General features: G+C 68.8%; 7 protein-coding genes. 5 read left to right on the top strand and 2 right to left on the bottom strand.

The window, feature by feature from the left end:
- The first annotated feature begins 265 nt into the window (after nucleotides 1-265).
- On the top strand, nucleotides 266-4,006 hold the full coding sequence (gene pglX / locus L7D48_RS14770; RefSeq protein WP_374492265.1) for a BREX-2 system adenine-specific DNA-methyltransferase PglX: 3,741 nt from the start codon (nucleotides 266-268) through the stop codon (nucleotides 4,004-4,006).
- Here the strand turns inward: pglX and L7D48_RS14765 are convergent, their stop codons facing one another.
- Entirely contained in the window at nucleotides 4,007-4,660 is a 654-nt protein-coding gene (locus tag L7D48_RS14765) for an ATP-binding protein (RefSeq protein ID WP_237879894.1), read from the bottom strand. It abuts the gene before it with no gap.
- A 187-nt stretch (nucleotides 4,661-4,847) separates the two neighbouring features.
- On the opposite strand from L7D48_RS14765, the gene L7D48_RS14760 reads away from it, so the two are divergent.
- The 4 genes from L7D48_RS14760 to L7D48_RS14745 all read left to right on the top strand — a co-directional run bounded on the left by L7D48_RS14760 (nucleotide 4,848) and on the right by L7D48_RS14745 (nucleotide 7,049).
- Entirely contained in the window at nucleotides 4,848-5,720 is an 873-nt protein-coding gene (locus L7D48_RS14760) for a helix-turn-helix transcriptional regulator (RefSeq protein ID WP_237879896.1), read from the top strand.
- Nucleotides 5,717-5,920, top strand: coding sequence for a DUF397 domain-containing protein (locus tag L7D48_RS14755; RefSeq protein ID WP_237879893.1), 204 nt, complete (start codon nucleotides 5,717-5,719; stop codon nucleotides 5,918-5,920). Before L7D48_RS14760 ends, L7D48_RS14755 begins: the two co-directional genes overlap by 4 nt.
- Nucleotides 5,921-5,989: 69 nt before the next feature.
- On the top strand, nucleotides 5,990-6,292 hold the full coding sequence (locus L7D48_RS14750) for a prevent-host-death protein (RefSeq protein WP_237879892.1): 303 nt from the start codon (nucleotides 5,990-5,992) through the stop codon (nucleotides 6,290-6,292).
- 319 nt (nucleotides 6,293-6,611) lie between these two features.
- The gene (locus L7D48_RS14745) at nucleotides 6,612-7,049 is read left to right on the top strand and encodes a DUF4259 domain-containing protein (RefSeq protein WP_237879891.1); all 438 of its coding nucleotides are present in this window, start codon (nucleotides 6,612-6,614) and stop codon (nucleotides 7,047-7,049) included.
- Nucleotides 7,050-7,183: 134 nt separating this feature from the next.
- On the opposite strand, the gene L7D48_RS14740 is transcribed toward L7D48_RS14745, so the two are convergent.
- A partial coding sequence (locus tag L7D48_RS14740; RefSeq protein ID WP_237879890.1) for a hypothetical protein occupies nucleotides 7,184-7,517 on the bottom strand: 334 nt, incomplete at its 5' end.

Below are 7,517 nucleotides of genomic sequence, written 5' to 3'. Positions count from 1 at the left end.
GCAGCCCCCCGCACCCCGGTCGGAGGCGCGCGACCAGGCCCCCCGGCGGCCGTCCGCCGAGTCCGGCGGAACGGGGTGATCCGCACGACCCCCTCTCCCGTCGGGCGGCCGGGGACTACGATCTGCCAGGGCTTTCGAAGCCGCATGTCCTCCTTTGGCCGGTTCCGCGGGGAACCGGCGCACGCGCCGTGCGCGCGGACGGGGGTGGACGCGGCCTCGGAGACGCGCCCACGGGGGCGACAGGCACGACGGGAGACGTGATCACGTGATCGACCGCAAGGCACTGCTGGCTGACCTGATCAAGCAGGTCAGGGCCGCCGAGGCGGATCTCGACCGGCAGGTGCGGGACGGCGAGGCCGTCCTGAAACCGCTGCGCACCGAGTACGGCAAGGAGAAGAAGGCCGACCCCGAGGGCACCCCGAGGTGGGCGGCCTGGGTGGAGGAGCGTGCGGCGGAGCTGCCCGAGGAGCGCGCGGAGCGGGTACGGGCGGCGCAGGCGGTCGCGGGCAGGCTGCGGGACGAGTACGACCAGGCTTTCGGGATCGGCCGCACGGGCGCCACCTGGAGCCAGTGGCTGGGCGAGCGGGTCACGCAGGTCGCGGTGGCGTGGGTGCTGGGCACGGTGTTCGTGCGGTTCTGCGAGGACAACCGCCTGATCCCCGAGCCGTACGTCACGGGCCCGGACGCCGACCGGCGCGAGCTGGCCGAGGCCCGCTACGACCACTACGTGGAGACGGACACCGACCCCACCTACCGGGGCTGGCTGGAGAAGGCGTTCACCGACATCGGCTCGGGCCCGGCCGGCCGCCTCCTGTTCGACCGGCGGCGCAACCCGCTGTACCAGATCCCGCTCTCCCATGACGGCGCCCGCGAGCTGATCGAGTTCTGGCGCGAGCGCGACGAGACCGGCGTCCTCGTCCACGACTTCACCGACCCGCTGAGCGAGGACGGCACGGAAGGGTGGGACACCCGCTTCCTGGGCGACCTGTACCAGGACCTCAGCGATGCGGCGCGGAAGACGTACGCGCTGCTCCAGACACCGGAGTTCGTGGAGGAGTTCATCCTCGACCGCACCATGAACCCGGTCGTGCGGGAGATGGGCGACCGCTTCGGCGAGCTGAAGATGATCGACCCGACCTGCGGTTCCGGGCACTTCGTGCTCGGCGCGTTCCGCCGCATGGTCCGCCTGTGGGCAGAGCGGCGGCCGGGTACGGACGTCCACGAGCAGGTCCGGGCCGCGCTGAATTCCGTGCACGGCGTGGACATCAACCCCTTCGCGGTCGCCATCGCGCGGTTCCGCCTGCTGATCGCCGCCATGGCGGCGGCGGGTGTGCGCACGCTGGAGGAGGCGGCGAAGTACGAGTGGCCGATCCACCTGGCGGTGGGCGACTCCCTCATCAAGGAGCGGCAGCTCGAATTCACGCTCATCGGCGAGAAGTCCGGCGACCCGCTGGCAGAGTTCTCCTACGCCACCGAGGACATTCACGACCACCCCGGCATCCTGGAGCCGGGCCGCTACGACGTGGTGGTGGGCAACCCGCCGTACATCACGGTCAAGGACAAGAAGCTCAACGCCCTGTACCGGGAGCTGTACGACTCCTGCGCGGGCAAGTACGCGCTGTCGGTTCCCTTTGCTGAGCGGTTCTTCCAACTGGCCAAGACCGGGGAGCCGGACGGCAGCGGCTACGGCATGGTTGGCCAGATCACCGCCAACTCCTTCATGAAGCGGGAATTCGGCACCAAGCTGATCGAGGAGTACTTCGCCCACAAGGTTGAACTGACCGAGGTCATCGACACCTCCGGCGCCTACATCCCGGGGCACGGGACGCCGACCGTCATCCTTGTGGGTAAGCGTCGAGCCGGGAAGGGGCGCGCTGCGGCGATTCGCACGGTCCGAAGCGTTCAAGGTGAACCCACCGCGCCGGAGAACGCCGAGGAGGGCTTGGTCTGGCAGGCGATCGTGGAACAGATCGACAAGCCCGGCTCGGTAAGTCAGTGGGTGTCTGTGGACGACTTGCTGCGGGAGAAGTACTTCGGCAGGCAGCCGTGGGTCCTGGCTGATGGCGGCCAGGAGATGGTTGAGCAACTGGAAAATGCCGCGGTGATGAGGTTCTCCGCGCTGGCAGCGTCTATCGGCTTCTCCGCTATCACCGGAGATGACGAACTTTTTTCTTACCCCAGGCCGACTGCTGTCTGGCTAGCTAGCCGCGAGACCCCCGTAAGACCCTTCTTGGAAGGGGATCAGGTCCGAGACTGGGATAGCTTCCCGGGTGCTGACGCCATCTATCCCATTGGAGCTGGAGTTGACGACCGGAAACGGTTTGAGTCGAATGAGCTCTGGCCGGGTCGACAGGTATTGCGAAACACGCTCTATTTTTCTAAGACGAAAGAAGAGCGCGGTATCCCGTGGTCTAATTATGCGTTCTACAAGGAGGATCGCCTAAATTCGCCTCTACTGATCACTTTTTCCTTCGTCGCTACGCACAATCACTTCGTGCTGGACCGGGGCGGCAAGGTGTTCAAGCAGTCTGCTCCGGTGATCAAATTGCGGAAAGAAGCAAGCGAGGAGGAGCATCTGCGGCTGCTCGGGCTGCTCAACAGTTCCACGGCCTGCTTCTGGCTCAAGCAGGTGAGCCACAACAAGGGCGGCCCTGGTGGTGGTTACTCTAAGGGTGAGAAATGGCGGGATTTCTACGAGTTCACCGGCACTAAAATTCAGGAGTTTCCACTTCCTGCCGAGTATCCCACCATCCTTGCATCTGCTCTCGATATCCTCGCTCAGCAACTCTCTGCCACCAACCCTGTCACCGTCGCTTCTGAGGCGGTTCCCACCGCCGGAGTACTGCGGGAGGCCCGGGCACGGTGGGAGGCCACGCGGACGCGGATGATCGCGTTGCAGGAGGAACTGGACTGGCAGGTCTACACTCTTTACGGCCTGCATGACGAGGATCTGCGAGTCTCCGAGGACCCCAATGACCCGAGCATTCCCGAAATCACCTTCGGGGAGCGCGCCTTTGAGATCGTTTTGGCCCGTCGGGTCGCCCAGGGTGAGGCCACGGACAGGTGGTTTGCGGATCATAGGGCTAGTCCCACAACTGAGATTCCCGCCCGCTGGCCAGCCGCTTACCAGGCCGTCGTGCGGAAGCGGATCGAGGCCATCGAGTCCTCCCGCGCCATCGGGATGGTCGAGCGTCCTGACTACAAGCGTCCCTGGGAGAGTGAGGGCTGGGACGCAATGCAGGAGAAGGCCCTGCGGTCCTGGCTACTGGACCGGATGGAGGCCCGCGAGCTGTGGTTCGACGAGAGCGGCCAGCCCACCCTCCTCACCCTGGCCCGCCTCACCGACGCCCTCTCCCAGGATGAGGACTTCACCGCCGTCGCCAAGCTCTACGCACCCCGCAAGGAGCTGGCGACAGTGGTGGCGGAGCTGATCAGCGGCGAGCATGTGCCGTTCCTGGCCGCCCTGCGCTACAAGCCCAGCGGCCTGAAGAAGCGCGCCGACTGGGAGCACGTGTGGGACCTCCAGCGCCAGGAGGACGCCGCCCCCGACGAGCCCGCCAAGCGCAAGATCCGCGACTCCATCCCCGTCCCGCCGAAGTACACCTCGGCCGACTTCCTGCGCCCCTCCTACTGGAAGGCGCGCGGCAAGCTGGACGTGCCCAAGGAGCGGTTCATCTCCTACTCCCAGACCAACGCCGCCACCCCCGAGCTGTACGGCTGGGCGGGCTGGGACCACCGCGAGCAGGCCCAGGCGCTGGCCACCTACTTCACCAACACCGCGCTGTCCACCGAGGAGATCACCCCGTTCCTCGCGGGCCTGCTGGAGCTCCAGCCGTGGCTGGAGCAGTGGCACAACGAGTTCGACATGGCCTACAGCGGTTCCCCGGCGGACTTCTTCGCCGGCTACCGCCAGCAGAAGCAGGGCGAGCACGGCCTGACCGACGACGACCTGCGCGCCTGGCGGCCCCCGGCCGCCACCCGGGGCCGCCGCGCCGCCAAGGCGTGATCACTCCGCTGTGTCCTCCCCGCTCTCCGGCGGGGAGGACACAGCGCCGTCCTTGACGATCAGCGGTTCGGCGGCGTCCACGCGCATCGCCGGGCCGTCGTCCAACTCCAGCACCATGGCGAGTCCGCCCAGCGGCGACCGCTCGCCCCTGACGTTGCGGATCGTCTTCCACAGCCCCCAGAGTTTGACCTGCTGCCCGGCCTGGACCGTCACCGCCGCGATCTCCCTCTCGACGGGCGCGGACACGAGATCCGGGGCCTTCAGCTCGGCCCACACCGTCTTCCCGATCCCGCACGCGCGCTTGCGCACCCCCCAGCGGTGTGCCAGCGACTCCACGAGCAGCAGGCCGCGTCCGCCGGTCTCGTCCTCGCCGGGGTCGCGCACCTTGGGCCAGCCGTCCCCCGCGTCGCTCACCTCCAGCCGCAGCAGGCCGTCCGCCTGCGAGTGCGCGATCTTCACCCCCACCTGCCGGTCGTTCGGCACCCGTACGCGCACGGCGTTGGTGACCAGTTCCGACAGCACCAGCTCCGCCGTCTCCAGCACGTCCTGTCCGACCCGCCACTCCCCGAGCACCGCCCCCAGCAGTGCCCGCGCTCTGGGCACGCTGCTACGACGGCGAGACAGCCGGAAGGTGACGTGATGCGGTGTGGCCATGGCAGCTCCCAGAGAGCGATCACTGTCAATCAAGTCCCCGCAGTGAGCGGGACTTCGTGCTTGCGACAGCCAGAAGCGTGGCGCGACCCGGATAACGACGCAACGTTGAATGGATTATTCAGCCCATAATTCACCCATTCGAGTAATCACCGGGCCAACACCCCCTGCGCTCTGGTAGGCAGTGCGTATGCCATCCGTCAAACCGTCCACCGTGCTGGGCCGCCAACTCGGCGACGATCTCCGCCGGTTCCGCGAGAACGCCGGGCTGTCCACCGCCGACGCGGCCGAAGTCCTCGACTGCACCAAGGGCAAGATCAGCCGCATCGAGAACGGGCACGTGCCCGTTCGCATGCCGGATCTGATCGCCCTGATGCAGGCGTACGGCGTGGAGGACCCAGAGGCGCAGGAGCGCCTCCAAGCTCTCGCCCGCAGGGCCAACCGCCGCCGCCGTGAAGGCTGGTGGCGGCAGTACGAATCCATGCTCGGTGACACGTACCGCGACCAGATCGAACTGGAAGCCATCTGCGAGAGCATCCGGACCTACCAGGTGCAGTTGGTTCCGGGTCTCCTCCAGACCGCCGAGTACAGCAGGGCCGTCACGGTCGCCTCACGCACCTGGCAGACGCCCGAGGAGATCGACAGGTTCGTGGAGGTTCGGCTCGCCAGACAGGAACGGCTCACTGGAGAGTCACCACTGGATTTCTGGGCCGTGCTCGCGGAAGGCGTCCTCCACCAGCAGGTTGGGGGACCTGCCGTGATGCGCGCGCAGTTGGAGCACCTGACCACCATGGCGAAGCGGCCCAACGTCACCCTCCAAGTGCTGCCGTTCTCGCGCGGTGCCCACTCGGGTATGTTCGGCCCGTACCTGCTGCTGAGCTTCCCCCAGGTGGCATCGCTCGACCTCGTACTGACGGAGACCCCGACCGGCAACATCTGGATGGAACGGGAGCCCGAAGTCGCCTCCTACCGTGCGCTGTTCGATGACGCACGTATGGCAGCGCTGCCTCCGACGGAATCGCTCGCACTGATCCAGCGCATCGCCAAGGAGTACACGCCATGAGCCATGAGGCCCGTACATCACTCGACGCGGTAGAAGCGATATGGCGCACGAGTAGCTACAGCGGCGGCCAGGGGGACTGCGTCGAAGTAGGCGACGACGTCCCCGGCATAGTCCCCGTCCGCGACAGCAAGCGCCCCACCGGCCCCGTCCTCGGCATCAGCCCGGCCGCCTGGGCCACCTTCCTCGACCACCTGCGCTGAGCCGACCGGTCCTCCCGGGCGGCGGCCCCGCCCGGGAGGACCGGCGCGCTCGGGAAGACCGTGAACGGTATGAACGAACAGCCCGAAATCACCGAACCCGAATCCCCCGCCGGATCCATGGAGTTCATGGACGCCGCCCAGGCCGGACAGCCGTTCGCCGTCACCCGCGACGGCCAGGGGACCGGCGGGCCGGCCCCCTGGCGGCAGCGCAGGCGGTTCGTCACCCGGGCGGAGTTCGCGGCGACGTCCCGCACCGCTCCCGACATCTGCCTGGACGCCTTCCGCGCGGACCAGGACCACACGGCCGAGCAAGGCTGGCGCCTCCGTGGCGGTGGCCGGGAATCCGCCGCTCCTCACCACCGGCCCGGATGACATCAACGAGCCGGACGACCTCCTCGCCGTGGTCCCCGTGACCCGCCCAGTGGTGCCGCACGCGCGGTGACTCCCGGCCCGGCAAGGCCGTTGGCGTCGGCACCGGCCGAGACCGGCGACGCCGTCCTCGCCGGTCCGGCCCTGCCCTGGGACCCGGGCGTCGTCGAAAGCCGTGCCGACCGGGCCGGAGCGCTCGGGCGCCGGATGTCCGGCCGCACCGGCTCCGCCCTCCCCCGGAAAGCGCGTCCCGCCTTCCTCCTGACGGCCGCTGTCAGTGGCCGCTGCGATGATCGCCGCACGCCAACGTGAGGAGATCACCGTGGGAACCTGGGACCTCGGCCCCTTCGAGAACGACATGGCCGCGGACTTCGCCGGCACCCTGGACGGGACGGCCCCGGAGGAACGCGAGAGCCTCGTGCGCGCGACGCTCGGCCGCGCCGCCCGGGCCCGCGACTACCTCGACGGCTCGGAGGGCGAGGAGGCCGTCGCGGCCGCCGCGCTCGTCGCGGCGCAGTGCCCGGGCGGTGAGCCGGTCGGCACGGGCTACGGGCCCAAGGAGCCCCTTCCCGCTTTCTCCGACGACCTTCGGCCGCTCGCCGTCGAAGCGCTCGACCGGGTGGTCGCCGGGGAGTCCGAGCTCGCCGAACTCTGGGACGAGACGACCAGTGGCCCGCAGTGGCGGGAGGGCATAGGCCGCCTTCGCGCCGTCCTCGCGCCCGAACCCGGTCCCCGGAAGGAGGCGCCGCACGACGCCTGACCGGTGCCCCGGTGCCACGGATCGCGGAACGTGGGCCGGACCCACGCACGGCCCCGGTCTCCCCGGCGGGTGCGCCCCGCCCCGGAAGGGGCCGCCGGATGCGCCCCGCCGGGGACGGAGCCCTGCACGGGACGTCAGTCCCAGGCGTTGAAGAGCACTCCGCCCAGTGTCGAGATGCCGTAGAAGCGGACTTCCCGCCACTGGCCCTGGTCCAGGACCGAGGTGTCGACGTCAGAGAGCGGCAGAGTGAGCTGCGCGTGGTCAAGCACCGCGAACCCCAGGTCGGTGAAGGCACGGGCCCACGGTGGCGGTTCGAGGAACTCCTCCCTGTACCGGTCGCGGCGCTCCCGGGCGAACGCGATCCAGGGGTGGTGGGCGTGGCACAGGATGACGTGTTCGCCCGTGCCCCCGACGACCGTCGCGGTGTGGAACGTACGGGGGTACGCCTGCTCCTCGATCCCGCCCACG

Origin of the sequence: Streptomyces sp. ICN903, from assembly GCF_022015835.1 — a bacterium.
Classification (GTDB): Bacteria; Actinomycetota; Actinomycetes; order Streptomycetales; family Streptomycetaceae; genus Streptomyces; species Streptomyces fenghuangensis.
This window is presented reverse-complemented; position numbering and strand designations above follow the sequence as displayed.

Coding starts and splice junctions, on each gene's coding strand:
- L7D48_RS14760 (WP_237879896.1), top strand. CDS start 4,848: ATGCCATCCGTCAAACCGTCCACCGTGCTGGGCCGCCAACTCGGCGAC.
- L7D48_RS14765 (WP_237879894.1), bottom strand. CDS start 4,660: ATGGCCACACCGCATCACGTCACCTTCCGGCTGTCTCGCCGTCGTAGC.
- L7D48_RS14750 (WP_237879892.1), top strand. CDS start 5,990: ATGAACGAACAGCCCGAAATCACCGAACCCGAATCCCCCGCCGGATCC.
- L7D48_RS14755 (WP_237879893.1), top strand. CDS start 5,717: ATGAGCCATGAGGCCCGTACATCACTCGACGCGGTAGAAGCGATATGG.